The organism is Desulfovibrio sp. JC022 (assembly GCF_010470665.1).
In the GTDB taxonomy this organism is placed as follows: domain Bacteria; phylum Desulfobacterota; class Desulfovibrionia; order Desulfovibrionales; family Desulfovibrionaceae; genus Maridesulfovibrio.
Genome location: NZ_VOPZ01000010.1, coordinates 64,419 through 88,031, shown reverse-complemented (window position 1 = coordinate 88,031; position 23,613 = coordinate 64,419). Strand labels below are relative to the sequence as shown.

Annotated in this window: 16 protein-coding genes, 1 pseudogene and 1 CRISPR repeat array; of the genes and pseudogenes, 14 read left to right on the top strand and 3 right to left on the bottom strand. The window is 48.5% G+C overall.

The genetic code is table 11. The features are described 5' to 3' along the window. Positions 1-3: 3 nt before the first annotated feature. Both FMS18_RS16585 and FMS18_RS16580 read right to left on the bottom strand, forming a co-directional pair. Entirely contained in the window at positions 4-657 is a 654-nt protein-coding gene (locus FMS18_RS16585; RefSeq protein WP_163295797.1) for a DUF4433 domain-containing protein, read from the bottom strand. A 146-nt stretch (positions 658-803) separates the two neighbouring features. Beyond that, the gene (locus tag FMS18_RS16580) at positions 804-1,907 is read right to left on the bottom strand and encodes a site-specific integrase (RefSeq protein ID WP_163295796.1); all 1,104 of its coding nucleotides are present in this window, start codon (positions 1,905-1,907) and stop codon (positions 804-806) included. A 382-nt stretch (positions 1,908-2,289) separates the two neighbouring features. Here FMS18_RS16580 and FMS18_RS16575 point away from each other — a divergent pair, with 382 nt between their 5' ends. The 14 genes and pseudogenes from FMS18_RS16575 to FMS18_RS16505 all read left to right on the top strand — a co-directional run bounded on the left by FMS18_RS16575 (position 2,290) and on the right by FMS18_RS16505 (position 21,670). After that, entirely contained in the window at positions 2,290-3,486 is a 1,197-nt protein-coding gene (locus FMS18_RS16575) for a hypothetical protein (RefSeq protein ID WP_163295795.1), read from the top strand. Positions 3,487-3,555: 69 nt separating this feature from the next. Beyond that, positions 3,556-3,795: an AlpA family transcriptional regulator gene (locus tag FMS18_RS16570; RefSeq protein ID WP_163295794.1), complete on the top strand. Its 240-nt coding sequence runs from the start codon at positions 3,556-3,558 to the stop codon at positions 3,793-3,795. Between the two features lie 8 nt (positions 3,796-3,803). Then, a pseudogene (locus FMS18_RS16565) lies at positions 3,804-4,156 on the top strand (bifunctional DNA primase/polymerase); the annotation flags it as partial. Positions 4,157-4,282: 126 nt separating this feature from the next. Further along, positions 4,283-5,758: a DUF3987 domain-containing protein gene (locus tag FMS18_RS20745; RefSeq protein ID WP_306774089.1), complete on the top strand. Its 1,476-nt coding sequence runs from the start codon at positions 4,283-4,285 to the stop codon at positions 5,756-5,758. 404 nt (positions 5,759-6,162) lie between these two features. Further along, positions 6,163-6,480 carry a conjugal transfer protein TraJ gene (locus tag FMS18_RS16555; RefSeq protein ID WP_163295791.1) on the top strand — a complete coding sequence of 106 codons (318 nt, stop codon included), beginning with the start codon at positions 6,163-6,165 and terminating at the stop codon, positions 6,478-6,480. Then, entirely contained in the window at positions 6,477-8,096 is a 1,620-nt protein-coding gene (gene traI / locus FMS18_RS20740) for a TraI/MobA(P) family conjugative relaxase (RefSeq protein ID WP_239061074.1), read from the top strand. The genes FMS18_RS16555 and traI overlap by 4 nt, the downstream gene beginning before the upstream one ends. 194 nt (positions 8,097-8,290) lie before the next feature. After that, positions 8,291-10,444, top strand: a complete 2,154-nt coding sequence (cas3, locus tag FMS18_RS16540) for a CRISPR-associated helicase Cas3' (protein ID WP_163295790.1) — start codon at positions 8,291-8,293, stop codon at positions 10,442-10,444. 4 nt (positions 10,445-10,448) lie between these two features. Next, positions 10,449-11,114 (top strand): type I-C CRISPR-associated protein Cas5c, encoded by a 666-nt coding sequence (cas5c, locus tag FMS18_RS16535; RefSeq protein ID WP_203544680.1) that lies wholly within the window; start codon positions 10,449-10,451, stop codon positions 11,112-11,114. After that, a complete protein-coding gene (gene cas8c / locus FMS18_RS16530; RefSeq protein ID WP_163295788.1) occupies positions 11,111-12,829 on the top strand; it encodes a type I-C CRISPR-associated protein Cas8c/Csd1 in 1,719 nt (572 codons plus the stop codon). The genes cas5c and cas8c overlap by 4 nt, the downstream gene beginning before the upstream one ends. 4 nt (positions 12,830-12,833) lie before the next feature. Next, positions 12,834-13,709, top strand: coding sequence for a type I-C CRISPR-associated protein Cas7/Csd2 (gene cas7c, locus FMS18_RS16525; protein ID WP_163295787.1), 876 nt, complete (start codon positions 12,834-12,836; stop codon positions 13,707-13,709). A gap of 2 nt (positions 13,710-13,711) precedes the next feature. After that, positions 13,712-14,326, top strand: coding sequence for a CRISPR-associated protein Cas4 (gene cas4, locus FMS18_RS16520; RefSeq protein ID WP_163295786.1), 615 nt, complete (start codon positions 13,712-13,714; stop codon positions 14,324-14,326). 9 nt (positions 14,327-14,335) lie between these two features. Continuing rightward, positions 14,336-15,367 (top strand): type I-C CRISPR-associated endonuclease Cas1c, encoded by a 1,032-nt coding sequence (gene cas1c / locus FMS18_RS16515; protein WP_163295785.1) that lies wholly within the window; start codon positions 14,336-14,338, stop codon positions 15,365-15,367. Positions 15,368-15,370: 3 nt separating this feature from the next. Next, positions 15,371-15,664, top strand: a complete 294-nt coding sequence (gene cas2 / locus FMS18_RS16510; protein WP_163295784.1) for a CRISPR-associated endonuclease Cas2 — start codon at positions 15,371-15,373, stop codon at positions 15,662-15,664. A 180-nt stretch (positions 15,665-15,844) separates the two neighbouring features. Then, positions 15,845-19,326: direct repeats of the CRISPR family, unit length 32 nt; unit sequence GTCGCTCCCCATGCGGGAGCGTGGATTGAAAC. A gap of 1,225 nt (positions 19,327-20,551) precedes the next feature. Continuing rightward, complete coding sequence (locus tag FMS18_RS16505) at positions 20,552-21,670, top strand: PDDEXK nuclease domain-containing protein (protein ID WP_163295783.1); 1,119 nt, start codon at positions 20,552-20,554, stop codon at positions 21,668-21,670. 469 nt (positions 21,671-22,139) lie between these two features. Here FMS18_RS16505 and FMS18_RS16500 read toward each other — a convergent pair whose 3' ends face one another. After that, positions 22,140-23,318: a site-specific integrase gene (locus FMS18_RS16500; RefSeq protein ID WP_163295782.1), complete on the bottom strand. Its 1,179-nt coding sequence runs from the start codon at positions 23,316-23,318 to the stop codon at positions 22,140-22,142. Between the last annotated feature and the right edge of the window lie 295 nt (positions 23,319-23,613).

Below are 23,613 nucleotides of genomic sequence, written 5' to 3'. Positions count from 1 at the left end.
TTGTTAATCTCCCTTGTAATACCATTCTGGATGAACAGCGACTTTGGGTTTTCTCTCTATCCCTTCCAGAGCCTTGTTAACTTCGGTGAGCATTTCCTTATTATATACACCGATATAGGTGAAAAGCTCAAAGGGGAAAGCGTCCTGTATCAGAAATTCGGCTTGTTTTTCGTCTTTGCATTCTTGCCAGTATTCTTGACTGACCGCTTCCCAGTTGACTTTATCAAGATCGTCAATGGAGTCGTAAAAATCGCAGATATATGCTCCGGCGTTGCTTGATGTGAAGCACCATTTTTTATGGTTCTCATCCGCCCACTCAATGCCTGCCTGCATCTTGGAAACAAGATAAACGATTTTTTCCTGTCCGCCTTTATACTCCAGCTCTGCGTTGCCAATATGGATCAGGTAGAGCATGGGTGAGTGGTGGTGAAAGTAAAAAGGAACATATTCACCAACCATGGTCCCAGAATGACATGTAACCGGAAGTTCGGTCAAACGTCTTTGCTTGATTTTGGACATCCCGATCTGCTGGGTGCAGGACTTCCGCTCTAAATTCTTCGCATCCGAATACAAGTGGGCATCGGCAACAATTGATGCAAGATTGTCGATATGGGTAATATGGGCGATGAAGATGTCTTGTAGTTCTTTTTTCGGCATTTAAGCTTATCCGTTTTTTGCTCTGGATTTGTTTTTAGGATCTAATGATAAATCTGGAATATTGCAATACCGCCTTTATTGGATAAAGAAATCGGCCCTCCAAAATGTTTGAAGGGCCGATTTCTTTGGAGTTACTTTCTAGCCTCCTATCCATCCCCCACAATCCGATCAAAAGAAGCAGCCGCAGCCTTGAGTACCTCCGGTGCCAGATGCGAATACCGCTGCGTCATTTCCAGAGATGAATGTCCCAGAAGTTCACTCACGGTGTAGAGGGGCGTTCCATTTTGGACCAGCCATGAGGCGAAGGTATGGCGCAGGGAGTGAAAGACAACGTGGTCGCGTTTGTCGGCGATGCCGTCATTCAGGCCCAAGGCTTTAACGGTGCGCGGAAAGCTCTTTGATATCATGGGCCGGATCTTGCCGTCCCGATTGGGGAAAATGAGTTCTCCGGCTTTGAGGTGTCTTTGACTGAGCTGGTAGCGTAGCTCCGTAGTCATGAAGACTGTCCGGGAACTTTCGCCCTTGCCGTCAACAATGCGGATCATGCCGTCTCTCAGGCTTATGTGTTCTGCCCGCAGACTGGCAATCTCTCCGAAGCGCATGCCGGTGTGCAGGCTGGCCAGTGCCATAAGATAGGTGTCTTCGCTTCTGGCCCGCAGTGAGCTGAGCAGTTCGTCGGCTTCGCTTTTTTTGAGGAAACGAAAGCGGCGGTTATCCTTTTTGGGCATGGAGATTTGATCCGTGGGAACCGCACCTTTGTATTTCCCCCATGAAACCATTTTTTTAAAGACCGACCTGAAAATAGCGAGGCAGTGCGTTGCCGTGGCCGGAGCCAGTCCTTCAGCCAGCAGTCTGTTTTTATATTTCTCCAGCATGATGGTGCTGATGTCTTTAAGTTTTATGTTCTCAAATTCGTCTTTTAGTCTGGCATTATACAGCCGTGTCACCCGGTCACCGCTTTTGAGGCTGGTCAGGTGGTTTTCTTCGTACTCTTTAAAGGCCTGCCCGAAGGTCATGGGCTTCGGTGTTGATACGTCCATGCCCAGCCGGACTTTGCGCATTATTTCAGCGCGGATTTTGGAAGCGTAGGCGGCGGTGATTCCTTCCGATCTCCAGCCGACCTTCTGCCAGAGCTTGCGTGATCCTTCTTTGAAAGTTACGTCAAAACAAATGTCCGGCTTGCCCTTGTATCTGCGGTCTTTGGACTCTCTCATGTACACGCCGGTGAACTTACTTTTCTTCCTTTTCATTGCTACCCTCGCTGCTACCCCCATTGCTACCCTAGGGAGTAAAAACTATCTAATTTGTTACAACTTACCACAAAGTACGGTTTATTCAACCTGCTGAATTTACAACACAATACAACTTGGTGGGGTCCAGTAAAACAGGGAGGGATGAGATTCGTAACCAGCAGGCCGTCGGTTCAATTCCGATCGTTGGCTCCAGTTAAATCAAGGGTTTGCATCTTGTAGATGTAGACCCTTTTCTTGTGTCTGGTGAATTGAGTACCAATTTGGTGCCAGTTAGAAAGTGGTACCACCGTTTTAATTTTCAGAAAATATAAGATAGCTTCAGGTCACAAGCCGTTACCTGCTGACGGTTTTGGGACCAATTTAAACACGGTTATGTAAAATGAATTTTAAAAATATGCTTATTTCACTTCGGGCCTATGGATACAAGCGAACTCTCCGCCCGCAGATGCCTTCTAAGATACTGCTGAAGACAAATCCGGTAGCGATGCTTTTCCCCGGCAAAAGGGAAGAACGGGCAAAAATACTCGCTACCGAAGATCGCCTATATCACAATCTCCTGAATGCTTTTTCCCTGCTTGGTGCTGCCGGGACATCTATCAGCGAAAATGTTTTTGATGAGAGTTTTATAAAAATTTGTGAAGCACATTTCTTTTGGGCTTTTGCGGTTCTGGATAGCCATCACAGGGTTGATTTGATTGATGGACATCATGTTCAGCATTTTGTTTCAGAACTAAAAAGGAAAAGCATAAACCGTGATGAGGTAAAGAGTTATACGGATTTTTTTAATAGATTTGTCTTCAATGAAGAGCTGCCGGGGTTGGCCGGGAGTAATTTGAAGCGTGCAATGAGTCGGCGGGATAAACTTGCACTGATCCAGTTTGCTTCATTATGGCGAATTTTTAAGGCTTCCAATGATCTTATCAAGATTGCTCTTGTTCACAGGGTGTTCCCAAAGCCTGAAACCACTTTGCTCTTTGAAGAAATGGAATTGCTGGGTGAATTGCTTTCAAGGAAGAATCCACCGGAATTACGATTTCAGCTTGAATCTGAACGCAATAGATATATGCGGGATTGGACCTTGGAGCATTCCGGGACGTTAAAAGTTTCAACGCAGGATCTAAGTAGAAGGCTGGAAGAGCAACGCGAACTTGATTCAGGTAAAGCCCCCGAAAGTGAGCAAGAGAAAAAGATGAGGCCCTTAGGTCATGATGAGTCTTTAAAGCTTGCGGATGCTGAAAAGGAAAATGGCAGTGCTGGTGATTATGTTTCAGCAGAAGGTTTTGACGGATATGCCATTTCACTCGCATTTATGGCCGCTCCTTTTCTGGCTGAAAATTTGGAAATTTCCTGCCCCGATTTATGGGAAGCAATGCGGGAAAAATATAGCGGTCCGCAAAATTCTTTTGTCAGAAATGAGTCTGAAAAAGTGCGCAGGACAATCTATTTTGACGGTGATGTCCTTTGCAATGTCGTCAACGACAGGAATAAACCAAGTATGCAGGAAGAGTCTTTTTTGAGAAATTATAACGCGAAAGTTAGGAAGATTTTTAGCAGCGTAATAGTAAGTAATAGTTGAGTCATAGTACTTTAACTGGCTGAAATTTCAGCTACCTTCAGATTCACAAATAAATTTGGAGGTAGCCGCATGGCACGACAAAAATTAAAAGATTATTTCCAGCAGACAGTTTTCGAGAGCCTTCTTGAAACACTTCCTCCCCTTGTTCCCCGCAAGGATCTTCCTAAATATTTAGGTTCACTCATCAGCATCGGACATATGGCGAATCTCGATTCCGCCGGACTCGGACCGCAATCTATTAAGATAGGTGGCCGTGTCGTCTACACCCGTGAAAGCCTCGTGCAGTGGCTCGAAGCTCGCAGCCAGTAGAGGGCGGCATGGACCTTATCAATATTAATAAGCTCGGTGTGGCCGAGGCAGCTTTGCAATACGCTGCGGCGGGCATCCCGGTCTTCCCTTGCGTGGGAAAACGCCCCTGCGTTTCTGGCGGATTCAAAAACGCGACCACTGACACAAATCAGATCTCCCGCTGGTGGCAGCAATTCCCACAGGCGAATATCGGCAGCCCCACCGGAGCCAACAGCTTTGTGCTGGATATTGATCCGCCGCACGGCATCTATTCTTTATGAAGCCTGCCGAAATCGAGATCCGCAACTCTGCCAGCAAGATAGGCAAAGGAATCGATATTCGTGGAACTGGCGGTTACATCATCCTACCGCCGTCAATCCATGCTTCGGGTAATCCCTATCAGTGGACAAAAGGACGTCCTCTTGCTGAAGCACCGATCTGGCTGATCGAGCTGATTGCTTCCGGTGCGCGATCCGGCAGTCTGAAGGCGTCTTCATATGCCCAATCCATGCTGAAGGCCGAAGAGGGCAGGCGTAACGATTCATTGAACAAGGTCGCTTTTCAGGTAGGTAAAGACATTGCGTCTGGGAAGGCCGGAGAGAATTCCGTTAGTGACGTTGCTAAAGCTGCTTTGAAAGCGGGATTGGGAACGCAGGAAATCCAACGGACCATCCAGAGCGGCGTACAGGCCGGGAAGAAGGTTGTTGAAGAAAGTAATCCGTATTCCAGCATCGCAACTTCGGCTTGGCCTGTCCCAAATCCAAATGTCTTTTACGGTTTGGCTGGTGAATTTGCCCGGTTCGCAGTGGAGAACTCAGAAGCTGATCCTATTGCCGTACTTGCGACTTTCCTATGTCGCTTTGGTGTTGAAGTCGGGCAGTCCCCGCATATGTTTGCCGGAGAGAAGCAGTACAGCCGGATCAATGCCGTATTGGTCGGGCAGAGTTCAAAGGCCCGTAAAGGGACTTCCTCAATTCCCATCCGGGAGTTGTTCTCCTTCAATGATAAAGGATGGGGGTCGGCACAGACATCCTCCGGTCCACTTTCCAGTGGTGAGGGCCTTATTTATGCCATCCGTGACCCGGAATTGAAATATCAGGTCGATAAAAGCACCGGAGTCGGCGAGCGGATCACCATTGATCCCGGCGTTGAGGATAAACGGCTTTTCATCCTTGATCCAGAATTCGCCGGGGCCTTGGCCTGCACAAAGCGGGAAGGGAACACCCTCTCGACAATCGTTCGTACTCTCTTTGACGGCGGAACCATCGAACCGCTGACTAAAACCAGCAAGCTGGTGGCAACTGATCCGCATGTCGCCATTACCACCCACATCACTTTGCAAGAGCTGCACGCCCGTCTTGATCGGGTTGAGATCTTCAATGGTTTTGCAAACCGTTTTCTCTGGCTCTGCGTTCGCAGAACAAAATTGATTCCTTTTCCTGAGCCTTTGGACAGCCAGCGTGTGAAGGAGTTTCAAAAGAAGCTCTTCGAGTTGCTGGACTTCGCAAAGGAGCGTTCCCAGATGGATTTTGACCCTGAAGCCCGTAACCAATGGGGCGCGGTCTATCCGCAACTGGCGAAAGAACGTACAGACCTGCTCGGCTCGGTGCTGAACCGATCCGAAGCATATGTCCGGCGCATTGCTCTCATCTATGCCCTGCTTGATGGCAGCGGAAGCGTCCGCCTTCCCCATCTGAAAGCAGCCCTTGCGCTCTGGGATTATTGTGAACAGTCAGCGCGGTTCATTTTCGCCGGATTGGAAAGCGATTCGACCAGCCAGAAAATCATGGAAGCTCTGGGGGAGTCCGGCGGAATGCTCGACACCTCCGGGCTGTACAAATTCTTTGGAAACCACATCTCAAAACAGAAAATGACCGTGGCCCTGAACAACCTCCTAGCCAGCCGAAATATTCGGGTAGAGGAGACAAAACCGCAGGGAGGCGGGTGGCCCAGAAAAATATTTTATTTATGCGAAAAAAGCTAATTTTGCGAATTTACTCCACTGCGTTGTCAGTAAATTCGCAAAGATCGCAAAATTCGCAATGAAAAATAAAAAAGGAGCTAAGCATAGTGAGTTAGAAAAAATAAAAACGAATGATGAGCGGTGACCGTTTGTCTCATGGTATTTTTTGATAAAAAATGCAGCTTTTTGATGCTCTTTGATTTTGTTGGTTATTATGAGCAATTTTTGTTTATTTCCCTTGAATTGGTTCCAAAATATCAATCTATATCATCCTGTATCATGGAGTCAGAAGGCAGGACAGGTAAGGTAGACCCACTTTTTCAAAGCGGTTGACCTTACGTCCTGCACAGCCTTGGGGCTGTGGTCGGCTTATTCACCTTCGGTTCAACGTGAATTGAAAAATAAAATATAAGGATGGGTGGTTAATGCCTTCAAAGAAGCAAATCATTAAAACCTACGTTTCAGACGAGGAATACAAACAGATCAGCGAGACTGCGCAACAGTGCAGTCTCTCGCTGTCTGCTTTCGTTAAGGCCGTATCTCTGGGACATGAAATCAGAAGCAGCACTGACCAGCAGGCCCGCCGGGAACTTTTGAAGCTCAATGCCGATCAGGGCCGCTTGGGCGGCTTATTAAAAATGATGATTCTGGACGATGACGAAAACCGGGGCAAAGCGGAAAGACTGCTTGAAGATATTCGTCGGCTTCAGGGCAGACTGCTCCAGAAGGTTCGCAGAATATGATCAGCCGAAGGATTGCTTGCAAGCCGCAAAACGACAACTACCGCCGACTCGCCGCATACATTGCCGATGCCAAGCACAAGGGCGAAAAGAGCTTGATGTCGTGGTGTGCTGGCTGCTGGGCCGGTGATGATTACGAACTGGCCATTCAGGAAGTGCTCGATACTCAGGATTTGAATAAGCGTACCCGCAAGGAAAAGACCTATCATTTGATAGTTTCCTTCAGGCCTGAAGATGAGTCCGTCCTTACGCCGGAAACTTATAAAGAAATTGAGCAGGAGTTTTCTAAGGCTCTGGGATTTGAGGAACACCAGCGGCATTGCGGGGTTCACAAAAACACCAACAACCTGCACATGCATATCGCCTACAACATGATTCACCCGGAGACTTTGACCCGCCACGAGCCATACCGTGATTTCTACAAACGCGACTGGCTGCACCGTGAACTGGAGCAGAAGTTCGGCCTGAAAGTTGATAACGGCAGGCAAAAGGAAAGCGACCCCAAACGCACAAACGATCGAGCTGCCAGCTATGAAGCCCATTCCGGGCAGCAATCATTTGATTCATATATCAAGGAACGCAAGGATTTCATTTTGGAGTCCTTGCGCTCCGCGCAAAACTGGCAGAGCTTCCATAAATCCCTAACGCAAATCGGCATCGAGATCCGGCTGCGCGGCAATGGATGCAGCATAAAAGACCTCCATTCCAAAACGGCCATCAAAGCCAGCAGCCTCGACCGGGATTTTTCCAAGCCTAAACTGGAAGCCAAGCTGGGAAAGTTCCAAAAGCCTTTCGGATTCAAGGTGGAGGAAAAGGAACGATATATTTCAAGGCCGCTGCACAAATATCGCGAAGAATTGTACGCCGAGTACCGCACGGTCATCGAATCCAGAAAGATAGCCTACGAATCCTTGAAAGAAGAACAGGACGCTCGTTGGAAAATAATCACCACGTTCTGGAATCAGAAAATAAAGAAGACCAAAAAGGACTCCCAGCTCCGCCCCAACAACAAGGCCCGTTTACTTGCTTTGGCGACAGATAGGAAAAATGTCGAGATCGAAACCTTCAAAAAGGAAATGACTGAAAAGCGTGCAGCCCTACGAGAACAAACACCATTCAGCAGATGGAACGATTTTCTGAAATGGAAGGCCGAAAACGGCGATGAAGTTGCCTTAGAAATTCTGCGGTCGAAGAAGGAATCCATCAGTTCTGAAAATAAACCGGAAAGGGATAACCGTGGCAGCAAGCTCTCAACCCTGAAGCGTAAACAAAGCGAAATCAGAAAGGATTCCTCCTTCGTCTGGAAAGACAAGCGCAGGCTGCTGTCCATTTCAAAAATGCTGCAATTACAAGCTGAGGAATCCAACCGAAATACAGGTGGCGAGGAACAAAGTGTCATGGCCGGACTGACTTGGCGCGTGGATTCGTCCGGCAATGTCCTCTATACGCTGAAGAATGGAGCCATGGTGAAAGACAATGGCGATAAGATTTTTTTTAGCGTGGGTGATCCCGGTGCGGAGCGGGTTGCGCTGGAGCTGGGGCGGATGATGTTCGGGCGGAAGGCTAAGGTTTCTGGGAATGTGGTTGCGCGGGGGTGGGAGAAAGGGATGGTTAGGTAGCTTGCAATATATAATAAGTAAGAAGTTGCTTTTGAAGATATGTGGCTGCTTTTCTAATGAGAATGCGTATGTTTTTACGTAATATGATACAGGTGGTTGAATTTTTTAAATGATAGGCGTACGTTGCTGCTGAGTTATTTTTAAAATTCAATAGCAGCTTATCATGACTACCGCCAGATGATGAGGGGGTGCATGTGTATTACGCGCATACGAAAGAGGGTGTTGATAAGGATGAATGGCAGCTTCTCGATGATCATTTGATTGGTGTGGCAGAATTTGCCTCTGAATTTTCGGCTGTTTTTGGTGGTTCAGACTGGGGTGAATTAGCTGGAAAATTTCATGATTATGGCAAATTTAAGGCTGATTTCCAGAAAAAACTTCATTCAAATTCAAATGCGAGAGTCGACCATAAAAGTATCGGTGCCAGGTTGCTGTCCGATAAGCTTGGTCAGGCTGGAAAATTATTGTCTTTCTGCATTGCTGGACACCATGGCGGATTGCCGGACTCTATAAATTCTCCATTGGGCGAATCTCTCGATGATATTTTGGAGAAGGCGGAGCCTTATATGGAGTCCGTACCGGAAATTTCATCTAAGCTTGCTCCCGCAGAGCTTCCCTTCACTCCTACCTCTGCATTTCAATTATCATTTTTTACCCGCATGCTTTTTTCGGCACTGGTGGACGCAGATTTTTTGGATACCGAGCGGTTCATGGATTCAAAAAAATTTTCCATGCGTGAAGCAGGGCCCAGCTTGGAAGTTCTAAATGAGAGGCTTAACGAGCGGATTAGCAAATTCAAGCCGGACACTCACATTAACAAGCTTCGTTGTGAAATTTTGGACCATTGCCTTGAAAGTGCAGACCTGAATCCCGGCCTTTTCTCTCTCACAGTACCTACCGGAGGCGGAAAAACTCTTACCTCCATGGCCTTCGCCCTGAAACATGCCCTGAAATACGGTATGCGCAGGATTATTTACGTTATTCCCTACACGTCGATTATTGAGCAGAACTCCCGTGTTTTTAAAGATATTTTCCCTCCCGGTTCTGTAGTTGAGCACCATAGCAATTTTGATGACAGCAAGCTGAAGGATGAGGAGGAAATTCCTTGTGCGGACCTTAAACATCGTCTGGCCTGTGAAAACTGGGATGCACCAATTGTGGTGACAACCAATGTTCAGTTTTTCGAATCCCTTTTCGCTGCAAAGCCTTCACGCTGCCGAAAGCTTCATAATCTTGCCGGATCGGTCGTAATTTTAGACGAAGCCCAGATGCTGCCTGTCGAATATCTCAAGCCGTGCATGCGTGCTCTTGAGGAGTTAGTTGAGAATTATAATTCCAGTGTTGTACTCTGTACCGCCACCCAGCCCGCATTGCAGAAATCTGAAAATTTTACCGATGGTCTGGAAATAGCCGCAGAGCTCGCGCCGGACCCGGACCGTATGCATAAGGAATTCAAACGCACAGAGCTGCAAGACAAAGGCGTTCTGTCCCTTGATGAAGTTGCGCAGGAAATTTGTGGGGCAGAGCAGGGCTTGTGCATCGTTAATACCAGAGCTCGTGCAGCGGAGTTGTTTTCCAAGATTAAAGACGAATCGGGAGCGGTCCATTTGAGTGCATTGATGTGTCCGGCGCACCGCTCGGAAGTCCTTACGAATATTCGCGCTAGACTTGCTGCGGGCAAACCGTGCCGTATCGTCAGCACTCAGCTTATTGAGGCCGGGGTAGATGTGAGCTTCCCTGTTGTTATTCGCGAACTGGCCGGGCTCGATTCAATTGCTCAGGCTGCGGGAAGATGTAACCGCGAAGGGGAATTGGCGGGAATGGGACAGGTCACGGTCTTTGAGCCTGCTGAAGGATTAGCCGGGCACTTCCGGCAGGCAGCGGGTAATGCACAAAACACATTGCGTTTATATTCTGAAGATTCATTTTCCCCGGAAGCAATGCATCATTTTTTTGCGGATACCTATTGGCTTAAAAGTGACCAGTTAGACAAAAAGAATGTGCTTGAAGATTTGAACAGTCCCCACGGCCAATGGGATTTCCGCACGGCTGCCAAAAAGTTCCGGCTTATTGAAAATGAAATGGTCCCGATTATTGTTAAATACAATGATAAAGCCGAAAAATTGCTGCGTGATTTGGTTTTTACAGATTTTCCGGCAACCATCCTGCGTAAACTACAGCAGTTTACGGTGCAGGTTTATACGCATCAATTTGCCGCGCTGAATGATATGGGCGCAATTGAGATCGTGGATGAAAGTTATGCCGTGCTGGTGGATGAGAATCTTTATGATTTTGAAGCCGGCTTATCGGTTCCTGAAAATATTTCGAATGACAACTTCATAGTTTAAATCAATGGAGGTGTATGTGGCTACAGGAGTAAAACTTAGGGTCTGGGGAGATTATGCATGCTTTACCCGCCCGGAAATGAAGGTGGAACGGGTGAGTTATGATGTCATGACTCCTTCTGCTGCCCGTGGGATTCTGGAAGCAATTTACTGGAAGCCGAGCATTAAGTGGGTGGTGGACAGAATCCATGTGCTTAAGTCTGTCCGTTTTGACAATATCCGACGAAATGAGATCTCGGCAAAAGTTCCGGTAAAAGGAAAAACCGGGGTCGGTTCTGCCATGAAGAATGGTAAAGGCAATCTGCGTGTTTATGTGGAAGACGTCCGCCAGCAGCGTGCGGCCATGGTTCTGCGTGATGTGGATTACATTATTGAAGCCCGTTTTGAATATACGTCTGCTGAGGACCGTAACGACGGCAAGCATCTGGATATTTTCAACCGTCGTGTTGCAAAGGGCCAGTGTTTTCACCGCCCTTATCTTGGTTGCCGTGAATTTGCAGCTGCTTTCGGCCCGGTTGAGGGAGATATTCCTGTTTCGGAGATTAAAGGTGAAACCGATCTCGGATGGATGCTGCACGACATTGATTACAAAGCCAGCATGACACCGAAATTCTTTCGTCCGGTCATGCAGAACGGGATTGTCGAATGTTGTAATGGAGGGCTGTCCGCATGATTTTGCAGGCGCTTAATGATTATTACATTCGTATGGCCGATGATCCTGCCGTGGATGTCCCACCATTCGGGTTCGGCAGGCAGGGAGTCCATTTCTGCCTGACAATTGACCGTGAAGGCAATCTTGTGGGTGATCCTCTTGATTTGCGTGAGAACGGCAAACCGGTTCGGATTGAAGTGCCGGGGCCTGTCGGGAGAAGTGGCAACACGGTTCTTCCTAATTTTGTATGGGATAATACCGGGTACGTTTTGGGCGTTGACGGCAAGGGCAAACCGGAGCGAACGACAAAGACGCATGAGGGCTTTAAAGATTTGGCCTTCACCATTCTGGAAGGTGTTGATGATGACGGCGGACACGCTCTGCTTTCTTTTTTAGAAAAATGGGAGCCGGAGAAAGCCGAGAGCTTGAAAGGCTGGGATGAGGTGCTGGACAGCTTTCTTGTTTTCAGGCTCGACGGTGAGCTGGGATTTCTTCATGAACGTCCTTCCCTACGCGAAGCATGGTCAAAGTATTTGGATAGCAAAGCGGGGACCAAAAAGGGGAAATGTCTGGTTACGGGTGAGGACGATGTCTCCATACCAAACACCCATGCCAAGATTAAGGGCGTTCCCGGAGCGCAGACAGCCGGAGCCGCACTTGTGTCTTTTAATATCGATTCCGCAGAATCTCTTGGAAAAAAGCAGAATCAGCTTTCGCCTATTTCCGAGAAGGCCGCCTTTGCCTATACCACTGCTTTAAACCATCTGCTGGCACCGGGAAGTTCCCGTAAAGTTCAGGTTGGAGATACAACGGTGCTGTTCTGGACCGAAGCTCCGAAGGAAGTAGAAGGATTATTCGGTCTGGTCATGGGAGCCAAGGAATCCGAAGACACAGACCTTGCCAAGCGGCTCGGTGGGCTGTTGTCTACTCTGGCTTCAGGCAAGCTTCCCCGTGAACTCGGTAAACCTGAGACTCCATTCTACGTGCTGGGGCTATCACCCAATGCTGCGCGTCTTTCTGTGCGTTTTTGGCATGTGGGAACGGTGGGGGAAATGTTTTCCAATATCGGTAAGCACTTTGAACAGATGGCATTGTCTGGAAGACCTCCGAAAACCCCGGAAAATCCAAGCCCGTGGTGGATTTTGAAAGAGCTTGCTGCTCAGCAGGATTCTCGGAACATATCACCGCTTTTAAGTGGGCAGTTGCTTAAAGCGATCATCAGAAACAGCCCTTATCCTATGACTCTGCTGAACGCAGCTATAGGGAGGATCAGGGCTGACAAAAATATCGGGTATATCCGGGCCGGGATAATCAAGGCTGTTCTGGTTCGAAACTATCAACAGGAGATCAATATGGCTCTTGATAAGGAAAACGGTGAGATTGGGTATCGGCTGGGACGTCTTTTCGCCATTGTGGAGCGGATTCAGGAAGAGGCTGTTCCCGGTAGCAACGCAACGGTTAGGGATCGGTTTTTCAGTTCCGCGTCAGCTACCCCGGCAAGGACGTTCCCTGTTATTTTACGTAATGCCCAGAACGGCCTTGCCAAGATTCGCAAAGAAAAGCCCGGATACGCGGTGAATCTTGATAAATCAATTCAGGAAATACTTGGCGAGGTAGACTCGCAAAATGGTTTTCCTGCGGCATTAAATCTGGAAAAGCAGGGCATGTTTATCATCGGTTATTATCAGCAAAGGCAGGATTTTTTCACACCTAAACAGACTGCCACGGAGGCATAAAATCATGAGCGCAATCAGCAATCGTTACGAATTCGTATATCTTTTTGATGTTGAAAATGGAAATTCCAACGGCGACCCGGATGCTGGAAATCTGCCCAGAGTTGATCCTGAAACAGGACATGGTCTTGTTACTGATGTCTGTCTGAAACGCAAAATTAGAAATTTTGTTGAAATCGCTAAAGGGGAAGAAAAAGGTTTTAATATCTATGTTGCTGAAAAAGCGGTTCTTAACCGGAACAACGAACAGGCTTATAAAGCTCTTGAGATCAAACCGGATAAGAAGAAACTTCCCAAAGATCAGGTTAAGGCCCGTGAGTTGACCCGCTGGATGTGTGATAATTTTTTTGATGTAAGAACATTCGGGGCGGTAATGACTACCGAAGTCAACTGCGGGCAGGTCCGTGGCCCTGTGCAGCTGACTTTTGCTAAAAGTGTAGAGCCGATCATGCCATCAGAAATCAGCATTACCCGTATGGCTGTCACAAATGAAAAGGATGTTGAAAAAGAGCGCACCATAGGTCGTAAATTTATAGTTCCCTATGCCTTGTATCGTGCCGAGGGATATATTTCCGCTCATCTTGCTGACGGCGACAAGGGAACCGGTTTCTCCGAAAGCGACCTTGAACTGCTTTGGCAATCCTTGGCTAATATGTTCGATCATGACCATTCCGCAGCCAGAGGGAAAATGAATGCCCGTGGGCTGGTTGTTTTTAAGCATGAAACAAAGCTGGGGAATGCTCCTGCGCACAAGCTCTTTGATACCGTTTCTGTTGAACCCAATAATAACACAGATGGACCGGCAAGGGCTTTTTCCGATTATACTGTAAAGGTTGATGAGTCGGCAGTTCCTGAAGGTGTAGAGCTGGATGTTAAGTTCTAGCTATGTCCGAATTATTGCCTATTTCCGCATTGCAACACTATCTGTTCTGCCCGCGCCAGTGCGCTCTTATTCATGTTGAAAAGGTCTGGGTTGAGAACAGGTTTACTGTGGAAGGCAGAATTATGCACCGGCGCGTCGACTCCGAACAACGGGGAAGGCGCGCCGGGGCTGATCAGGATTTATCCGTACCTCTTAAGAGTGAGCGGCTGGGATTATACGGTATTGCCGATGTAGTGGAAATGGTTCCCGGACCGGACGGAAGGGAAATCCCGTATCCGGTGGAATATAAAAGGGGCAGCCCCAAAATTTTGGACTGGGATCGCGTCCAGCTTTGTGCGCAGGCTATTTGTCTTGAAGAAATGTTGGGGCTCTTTGTTCCGGAAGGAGCTATTTTTTACGGCAAACCTCGTCGTAGAGACGTTGTTGTTTTCGACGATAAGCTTAAGTTGCTGGTAAAAGAAACGGCTATGGAACTTCATAAAATGATAGCCGAAGCCCGGACTCCTCCGCCTGTCAAAGATAAGAAATGCCGTTCATGTTCGTTGGCCGGAGAATGTATGCCCGGACTTGGGAATGCAAAAGTAGAGTCATATCTATTGAGTGCTCTTAAAGAATAGGAATGAATTTTGAAAAAATTACTCAACACTCTTTATGTGACTACGCAGGGGAGCTATCTGTCCAAGGATGGCGAATGTATTGTTGTCCGTTCGGAAGACGGGAGTAAAAAGAAATTTCCTGTTCATGTTTTGGATGGTGTAGTCTGTTTCGGCAACGTCCTGTGCAGCCCTTTTTTGCTTGGGCATTGCGCAGACAGCGGACTTGCAGTGTCTTTTCTGACAGAGAACGGACGTTTTCTGGCAGAAGTAAAAGGTCCGCAAAGCGGGAATGTATTGCTGCGCCGTGAGCAGTATCGTCGAGCAGATGATCCTGTGCAGACTTCTGCGATGGCCCGCAGCTTTTTGATTGGCAAGACGGTTAACTCAAGGACCGTATTGCGCAGGGGGCTGCGTGATCACGGGGATCGCATAGATTCAGGACGTCTTGAGAAGGCGGCTCTTGAACTGGATTCCTATGCAAAAAGATTGAGTAGCCCCTTGGTACTTGAAGAAGCTCGCGGGCTGGAGGGTAGAGCAGCCAATGTCTACTTTAATGTTTTTGATGAATTGATTTTGAAAAATGACGGGGAATTTACCTTTACAGGTCGCAATCGTCGACCGCCGCTGGACAAGGTGAATTGTCTGCTGTCCTTTGTTTACACTCTTTTGGCTCATGATGTGCGGTCTGCTCTTGAGGCTGCCGGACTTGATCCGCAAGTAGGTTTTTTGCATCGAGACCGTCCGGGCAGGCCGGGGCTGGCTTTGGATGTTATGGAGGAGTTCCGTTCATTTATGGCAGACAGAATCGTCTTGACGCTCATTAATCGCGGCGAAGTCAGCAGCAAGGGGTTTTCTGTAAAGGAAAGTGGTGCCGTGCTTATGAATGATGATACGCGCAGAACTGTGTTGCAGGCTTGGCAGAAGCGCAAAAGCGATATTGTCCTGCATCCTTATATCAAAGAGAAGATTCCATTAGGGATTGCTTTTCATGTGCAGGCAAAACTTCTGGCCCGATGTCTGCGAAACGATCTTGATGGGTATCCGCCGTTTTTCTGGAAGTGATCCATGCTTGTACTTGTTAGTTATGATGTGAGTTTCGAGGACGAAGGGGGCAAAAGACGGTTGCGTCGAATTGCCAAGGTCTGTGAAAACTACGGACAACGGGTTCAGTATTCGGTTTTTGAGTGTGTTGTTGACCCCGGACAATGGGCAGATTTGCGCCAAAAGTTGCTGGACGAGTATGAAGAGGATAGCGACAGTTTGCGGTTTTATTTTTTAGGAAAAAACTGGCAGCGTAGGGTGGAACACCATGGAGTCGGGCAAGGATATGACCCTGAAAATGATGTGTTGATTTTATAGAATGCGAACCCTAAGCAGAACAGAAAATCACGGCATGTTCGCACTTATGAAAAAGATGTATTATTTAAGAGTGTTGCCGCTGATCGACTCTGCCTGATGAGTATAGAAAAAGTATTTCTTTAAAGGGTTCGCGAGATCTACTTCGTGAGCCCTTTAAAATAATGGCTTGAGAAAGCCACTGTCGCTCCCCATGCGGGAGCGTGGATTGAAACTTTTTACCGAAAGGAATATCATCATCATTGCGGGAGTCGCTCCCCATGCGGGAGCGTGGATTGAAACAGCAAGCATCTGAATTAGAACTAGAGCAACTTGGTCGCTCCCCATGCGGGAGCGTGGATTGAAACTCATAGGGTTTAAAAGAAAGAATAAGGCTTGGATGTCGCTCCCCATGCGGGAGCGTGGATTGAAACTGGTGCTGGTTCCTCAACGATTCTTACACCTGTTGTCGCTCCCCATGCGGGAGCGTGGATTGAAACGATAGCGGGTAAATCAAAACCTTCACCGAAAAGAGTCGCTCCCCATGCGGGAGCGTGGATTGAAACATAACCCTTGTGTATATACACCGAAACAAGTTAAAGTCGCTCCCCATGCGGGAGCGTGGATTGAAACTTGATCTGCTCGTCATCGAATCCGGCGGCGCGGCGTCGCTCCCCATGCGGGAGCGTGGATTGAAACTCAATATCAACCTTCATGGACTCCGCTATCTGCTCGTCGCTCCCCATGCGGGAGCGTGGATTGAAACCCGTTGCTTCCGGGCTTACCGGGGCCATGATTTAGTCGCTCCCCATGCGGGAGCGTGGATTGAAACTCAGCTATGAACGGATCACGGAAAACATCAAGTTGTCGCTCCCCATGCGGGAGCGTGGATTGAAACCGTTTCGGCCTCAACGGGTGCACCATAATTATTAGTCGCTCCCCATGCGGGAGCGTGGATTGAAACCTTTGTACCAACAAATTCCAACCCGTCCCCCTCAGTCGCTCCCCATGCGGGAGCGTGGATTGAAACCGCTCCTTCGTCGCTATACGCTTGCAGCGGGCTTGTCGCTCCCCATGCGGGAGCGTGGATTGAAACCACAAATCTGTACAGTCGTTCAGCGTTTGTGCAGGTCGCTCCCCATGCGGGAGCGTGGATTGAAACAAATGGATGAATAAACTGGCCAGTCATGGCAACGGGTCGCTCCCCATGCGGGAGCGTGGATTGAAACTGTATTACCATAGGTCGCGTGGTGACCGTTGATTGTCGCTCCCCATGCGGGAGCGTGGATTGAAACCGGGTCCGGCGGCTCTGGTTGTCAGCCCTGTCCACGTCGCTCCCCATGCGGGAGCGTGGATTGAAACTGTTCAAATGGAAAGGATCAAGACCACGCAGGAACGTCGCTCCCCATGCGGGAGCGTGGATTGAAACCTCCTAATTACAGCTGTTCATTTCGCGCAAATATTGTCGCTCCCCATGCGGGAGCGTGGATTGAAACCAAGCTGGCGCGGACTTTCCTGACCGGACTTGAGCGTCGCTCCCCATGCGGGAGCGTGGATTGAAACAGCTTCAAAGGCGGTCATGGGGCGCAAGTTCTTGTCGCTCCCCATGCGGGAGCGTGGATTGAAACCCGTCTATGCGGATATAGTAGGCCCCTGTATCGGGTCGCTCCCCATGCGGGAGCGTGGATTGAAACTGCACCTCAAGTGCATGGAATCCGCAACCGCAGCAGGTCGCTCCCCATGCGGGAGCGTGGATTGAAACACCGTGTCTGATCCACTCATCATTCCCTGTAAATGTCGCTCCCCATGCGGGAGCGTGGATTGAAACTGGTTGTTAACGGCAAGCTCGTTTTTTTGGCTGGCGTCGCTCCCCATGCGGGAGCGTGGATTGAAACTGTTCGGGTTTCTTCATCTGAAATCTTAACAGGCGTCGCTCCCCATGCGGGAGCGTGGATTGAAACAGGTAGAACTAAAGAAGTTTGCATAAATTCACGCAAGTCGCTCCCCATGCGGGAGCGTGGATTGAAACCGCTTCAAAGTACGGATCGAATGAACCTATAACGTGTCGCTCCCCATGCGGGAGCGTGGATTGAAACTTGCTCAATGTAAGGAAGAGCTAAAATTCAGCGGGTCGCTCCCCATGCGGGAGCGTGGATTGAAACTCGGTGCGGCGGCCTTTGATGGCATATCTGACGGTCGCTCCCCATGCGGGAGCGTGGATTGAAACACGGCCAATAACAAAGGTGTTCGGTCGAAAACCGTCGCTCCCCATGCGGGAGCGTGGATTGAAACTACTCACCACGTTCTGGGCATTGCCGTTACCGATGGTCGCTCCCCATGCGGGAGCGTGGATTGAAACATTTCCGTCTGCGAATATGCGTTGCACATTCACAAGTCGCTCCCCATGCGGGAGCGTGGATTGAAACTTTGATATTGAGTGCAATACTGAAATGGACGGACAGTCGCTCCCCATGCGGGAGCGTGGATTGAAACGCTTTCGTCTGGTCTTTCTTCTTTGTCGCATTGAGTCGCTCCCCATGCGGGAGCGTGGATTGAAACAACTTCGCAACAGCCCTATTAATCTTGTGCTCTTGTCGCTCCCCATGCGGGAGCGTGGATTGAAACCAAGTCTCGCCGGGAACATTGGGGTACAGGTCTCGTCGCTCCCCATGCGGGAGCGTGGATTGAAACCTGTTCAACCGGACCGATTGACATTTCAATAGCTTGTCGCTCCCCATGCGGGAGCGTGGATTGAAACTCGATAAGTCTCAGCTGCTGGATATTTTCGGAGGTGTCGCTCCCCATGCGGGAGCGTGGATTGAAACAGGGCGGATCTGACGCATCAACCTATACAACAGAGTCGCTCCCCATGCGGGAGCGTGGATTGAAACTTTTTGCCCACTTTCCGGACATCGTCTGAACTCTGGTCGCTCCCCATGCGGGAGCGTGGATTGAAACCTCTGCATCACCGACAAGAATCTCATCAAAAGCCGGTCGCTCCCCATGCGGGAGCGTGGATTGAAACTAATAATTTTATGGGGGTGTAATGAGTGCATACCGTCGCTCCCCATGCGGGAGCGTGGATTGAAACAGTCTAACTCAACCCAATCAGGTTTAATTAATGGTCGCTCCCCATGCGGGAGCGTGGATTGAAACTCGTAACCGCTCAAGATAATATAACTGACAATATGGTCGCTCCCCATGCGGGAGCGTGGATTGAAACCCTGTGGATACAGCGCAGTTATTTTATGTTCGTGGTCGCTCCCCATGCGGGAGCGTGGATTGAAACGTTCGCAAATTTGGTGTCATAACGAAAAGTGTCTGTCGCTCCCCATGCGGGAGCGTGGATTGAAACCCAATGCTCTTAAAACTGAAATCGTTGTGACAGCCAGTCGCTCCCCATGCGGGAGCGTGGATTGAAACTATATCCATATTTTTGTTTTTTCGATTCAACAGGGTCGCCCCTACGCGGGGGCGTGGATTGAAACGCAGACATGCCCAACGTCATCATCGAATACAGCCAGTCGCCCCCCGCGGGGGGCGTGGGTTGAAACAGCATCTGGTGTGCTGCACCGATGAGCATGGATAAGTAGTCCTCCGCGTGGGGACGTGGATTGAAATAAAGGTATACCGGTTTTTCGTTTTGAGGATACAGGTTGCTCCCTGCATGGGGAAGTGGCTTGAAAATCGTGAAGCTGTTTGCCACTCTATAAAGCAGGGTGTAGACTGAAACGAAGTGGCCTAACGTCGCCGTCGTATGTTTGCTAGTCGCCTTTTGTGGGGGCGTGGATTGAAACGACGTATTCGCAACCTTCGGGCTGTTGGACAACAGTCACCCTCTATGCGGGGGTGCGGGTTGAAACGGTCTGGTCGATGTGTTGCAGTGCGATCTTGCCGAGTCGTTCCCGTACGAGGGCGTGGGTTGAAACCACCCGATGGATACATTTCACGCTATGGATACATGTTGCCCCTCCCTGCACGAGGACGTGGATTGAAACAGGGCGTTGGACATGCCCGTGGCGGACTCGCTCGTCGCCTTCCGCTCGGGGGCACGGATTGAAACTGGATGATAAATGCGTTCACCTCGTCTTTCGGCGTGTCGCTCCTCATACGGGAGCGTGACTGAAATATGATAGATAACGTTAACAAGCGCACCATCCAGAAGTGGCTTTCCGCGCGGGGGCATGGATTGAAACCCGTATTACAAACAGGGTAAAAAAGTAATCTGGAAGTCGCTTCTAGTATGGATCGTGGATTGAAACCCTCCCGCCGCTTACGCGGATTTAAATTGTTCGAGTCGCCTCCCTCGTACGAGGGCGCGGATTGAAACAATGGCTTGCAAAACATTTTTGTGCTGCTTGCTGGTCGCTCCCTATGCGGGGGCGTGATTGAAATATTTGCGTTGAAAATAAAGCAAATGAACTTACGTAGTCCCTAACAGAGGGGCGTGGATTGAAACCTGACCACCATTGCAGCTGGTTACGAACAGCCCGAGTCGCTCCCCGTGCGGGAGCGTGGATTGAAACTCCCAAGCTCTGGTCTTCTTCTCTTTACGGATGGGTCGCTCCTCATGCGGGGGCGTGGATTGAAATACTGGATTTTGGTATGATCGGTTTATTTTGAGAAGTCGCCCCTCGTTCGGGGCTGTGGATTGAAACTTCGAAAACGTTGCAGCTTACCTTACCCGTGGATGTCGTCCCCTGCATGGGGCGTGGATTGAAACACGTGGGTTGTTTTGCTGTGGTAGCCGTCGTTAGGTCGCCCCCCGCACAGGGGCGTGGATTGAAACAGCAAACTAAGATTCATATTAACATTTGTATGCGTAAAAACAAAAGACTATGTTGTTGATCTAGCGTATAGATCAATCAGCAACGAATTAACGCCTAACGTCGAGTTTATTTTAAGAAAATTATGAGCATTTCAAAATTTGATTCACAATACGCATCATGGCTTAAAGAGATAAAAGGACGTGTTGCCCGAGCGCAACTACGTTCGGCTTTAGCTGCCAATAGAGAACTGATCCTCTTTTATTGGGAATTGGGTGAATCGATTGCCGTAAAGCTGAATGAAAATAACTGGGGTAACAAAGTAATTGACCAACTTTCGCAGGATTTGAAATCAGAATTTGTTGGCGTTCAAGGATTTTCCCGGCGTAACCTCTATTATATTAAGAAGTTTTATAGTTTTTTTGCTGAGTTCCCGGTCGACTCTTTAATTGTGCCCCGCATCGGGGCACAAAATGAAGATGGAATTGTGCCTCCCTCCGGGGCACAAAATATCCCGGAAATAATTTCTTGTATTGCTGGTAGGTTGCCTTGGAGTCATATCAAAATAATCTTGGATAAAATCAAGGATTATGAAGAGGCCCGTTTCTACATTGATGAAGTCTTATCAAATGGTTGGAGTCGGGACGTTCTGGCTTTGCAAATTAAATCAGATCTGTTTGAACGTCAGGGAAAAGCAATTACAAATTTTGATTGTACGCTTCCTGCTCCGCAGTCAGACTTAGCGCAGCAAATAGTAAAAGATCCCTACAATTTTGATTTTCTTACTCTGACCCAGCCCTATAATGAACGGGATATTGAACAACAGCTAGTCGGGCATATTACTAAATTTTTGCTTGAACTCGGCAAAGGCTTTGCTTTTGTGGGTAAGCAATATCATTTGGAAGTGGGGGAAAGTGATTACTATCTGGATTTGCTTTTCTATCATATCACTTTGCGCTGTTATGTTGTGGTGGAACTGAAGAATACCAAATTCATCCCTGAGTACGCAGGGAAACTTAATTTTTATCTTTCAGCCGTAGACAGCCTTTTGAAATCAGAAGAAGACAACCCCACAATAGGCATGCTTCTTTGCCGCGATAAAAATAAAATTGAAACAGAATTTGCTCTGCGTGATATTAACAAGCCTATGGGTGTGAGCGAGTTTGTGCTGACTGAAGAATTGCCGGAAAATTTAAAGGGCAGCATGCCCACCATTGAAGAGATTGAAGCAGATTTAGTTGAATTGAAAGATTCTTCGGAATAAACAGGCTGACCCAAATAACCCTCGCGCGGGATATGTTCCGTGGTGGCACAAGATTATTTTCTTAACTGGGTTTTAACTCTCAAACCCTTTTATGCGAACCGTCTTTGTGTGTGTCCAATAAAAAACAGCACGTTATATGGATTGCAGCTTAAGCGATTTTCTTAACTGGGTTTTAATCGCGACGATAAAAAGTGAGCAGCCCCAATTCCATCAACTAAACACGTTGAACCGAAGGTGAATAAGCCACCCTCAGCCCAAGGCTGGGCAGGACGTAAGGGACACCGCTTTGAAAAAGTGGGCCTACCTTACCTGTCCTGCCTTGGGACGCCATGTCCTTATCTGTCATTATTTGTCTTTGCGAAGCTGTTTTTGGAAAATTCTTTAAAATATCAATTAGTAAAGAATAAAGACAGAGAAAGACAAAAAAAGACAGCGGGTGACAGATAAGGACAAGAATTATTGGAAAATGCTACTCCTCCAAAACTTCTACAGCCCGCATCAATCCATCCGGGGAAAGGTGGCTGTACCGCTGGGTCATTTTGAAATCCTCGTGTCCCATGAGTTCTTTCACGCTGTACAAATCCACGCCGCGCTGGACCAGCCATGAAGCGAAGGTGTGTCGCAGGGTATGGAAGTAGACCCGGAGCCGTTTGTCGGTGACTCCTTCATTGAACATGGGATTAACGATTCGCGGAAAGATGTTTGAAACCGTATCCATGACTTTGCCGTTTCTGGATGGGAAGATCAGATCCGAGTCTGGCCCTTTGTGTTCGTCAAAGCGACTGGAGAGCATTTCGAGTGTGTCGCTGAGCAGGTAGGCTTGGCGGTTGACCTTGCCTTTGGTGTCCCTGATGGAGAGCTTCTTTCCTTCCAAATCAAGATCGTGCCATGTGAGGGCCGCAATTTCGCCGAAGCGCAGGCCGCAACGCAGAGCGAGCAGGGCCATGTCATGGGTGTGGCCGCGATGTTGTTTCAGTTCGGCCAGCAGCGTTTTGGCTTCTTCGGGAGTGAGGAACCGTTCTCTGCGGTTATCGTGCTTGGGGACTGAAATTTTAGTGGTCGGTGAATCGCCATGCACATACTCGTCACGGCGGGCCATGTTCCAGAGATGGGAAATCGTTCCGAAGGTGTATTTGATTGTGGAGGTTGCCCGTTTTTTCTTGAGCAGGGCGGTTTTGATCTTTTCAATGTCCTTAGGGCGAACTTCGCTGAGCGGCATATCGCCGATGAAGGGAGCGATCCAGTTCCGGTAAAGTCCTTCCTCGGTCCTTACTGAACCCTTGGCTTTGTGCTTCTGCTGCGGCCAGTAGTATTTCTCCCAGAATTGTGAGTAGGTAACGCTGGCTTTCTTGTCTTTTGCTTTCTTAATGGCCTTTTCTTCGCGCTTTTTCTCTGCGAGCTCCCTCTTTTCGGTCAGGGAAATGCAGCCTTCGCCAGTTCTGATATTTTCTTTCAGTTCGGCCAGAGTGAGTGCAGCCTTGGCTTCGGTCCATCCTGCTGATGCCCAACCCAGAGTCGGCTGGTACCTCTTGCCATTATGGGAGTAACGAAGGCCGAAGCAGCGGTCGGGGCGGGGACCGTGTTTTCTGGTGGAGTGTTCATACCAGCGAATGCCGGGATATTTTGCGGAAGTGATCCATTTACGCATTTATACACCTTGGAAGAATCAGAGTTAAAATTGAGTACCACTTTGGTACCTCTTTTTTGTTGCTTAAGCTGATATTACATGAACATTTCTGAAAGTCTAGGTGGTCTAAAAGTCCAGTAATTCAAGTAGATAAGGTGGTATATAGCGTATTTAGGAAAAAATTCAAATCTGATTCGTAACCAGCAGGCCGGGCGTTCAATTCGCCTCGTTGGCTCCATGAAAAAGTTAAGCCTCACAGTGTTTTATCGCATTGTGAGGCTTTCTTTGTATGGGCCGAAAAGTGGCTGTGTACGCA